The organism is Streptomyces sp. SID10853, assembly GCF_010548145.1.
Classification (GTDB): domain Bacteria; phylum Actinomycetota; class Actinomycetes; order Streptomycetales; family Streptomycetaceae; genus Streptomyces.
Map to the genome: position 1 here is coordinate 1 of NZ_JAAGLN010000490.1, position 1,153 is coordinate 1,153.

Genomic DNA, 1,153 nt, shown 5'->3' on the forward strand with positions numbered 1-1,153 from the left:
CGCCGGACCCTGCAGACCCCAGAAGCCGTTGGCGAGTACAAGCCCGGTGGCGGCGGGCCAGGCGGCCGTCGGGGCACCCACGGGGCTCGCGCCGCCGACCGCGTTCGCCGGACGGTGGTCCGGCTGCTCGGGCGCCGCCGACAGGTCGTACCCGCACGCGCCGCAGAACAAGTCGCCTGACTCCAGCGGCTCCTCGCAGCTGGGGCACACGGTCGGATTCGTCTGGGACATCAATTCACACCCACGTCCGGGGGCGGAAACGGTTGGCCCGCTCCACCAGGTCGATCCTCTCCTCGCCACGCTGGGCGAGCCGGGCGAGTACCCGGTACGAGCGTTCGAGTCCGAAGCGCAGGCCACGCTCGTCGAGTGGACTGCCGAGCAGGGTGGTGGACTGCACCACCTGGCCGCCCCGGCCTCCGGAGAGTACCCAGTCCAGGGCGGTGCCCAGTACTTCGGTGGTGAGCTGCTCCTGCCGTACGGCGTCGATGCCGAACTGCTGGAGCGCAGCCACCTGGTCAGCGGCCGACCGCAGGTCGTCCGCCAGGGGGTCGGTCGGGACACGGCGGCGCAGCCGGGCGCGCACCGCGGCGACGCGCGCCGCCGTGCAGTGGATCGACGCCTCGGGCACCGACTCCAGAGTGTGGACGGCCGCTGTGCGGTCACCGGCCGCGAGCTGCACCCTGGCGAGGCCGAACGCCGCGCTGACATAGCTGGGGTCGGTCGTCCACACGAGGCGGTAGTACTCCGCCGCGTTGTCCAGCTGGCCGAGCACCTCGGCGCAGACCCCGAGCGCCAGCTTCGGTGCGGGCTCCCCGGGGAACGCGTCGTAGACCGCGTCGAAGGAGAGCGCCGCGGTCTCCCGGTCGCCGGTGACCAGCGAGGTGAGACCGCGGTACCAGACGACCCGCCAGTCGTGCGGGTACTCGTTCTCCAGTGCGGTGATCATCTCGACCGCGGTGTACGTGTCCCGGTTGTCGAGGAGGGCGCGCGCCTGCCGGAGGCTGCGTTCGAGCGACGGGGTCGGCGCGGACTCCAGCGCGGCGATCAGCTCGCCGGGCGCCGCGGCCAGCAGACCCGCGAGCAGCCCGGCGTTCGGGTCGTGCGGATCGATACGCGGCACGGGCAGCGCCAGCGCGGTGGCGCCCGCGTCGAG

General features: G+C 73.3%; 2 protein-coding genes. Both read right to left on the bottom strand.

All coding sequences use genetic code 11. The annotated features are described in order from the left end of the window. Positions 1-231: zinc ribbon domain-containing protein (locus tag G3I19_RS37915; protein WP_239075065.1), on the bottom strand; the 231-nt coding region annotated here is incomplete at its 3' end. 4 nt (positions 232-235) lie between these two features. Then, positions 236-1,153 (bottom strand): tetratricopeptide repeat protein (locus G3I19_RS36555; protein ID WP_164267953.1); only part of this gene is annotated, 918 nt, incomplete at its 5' end.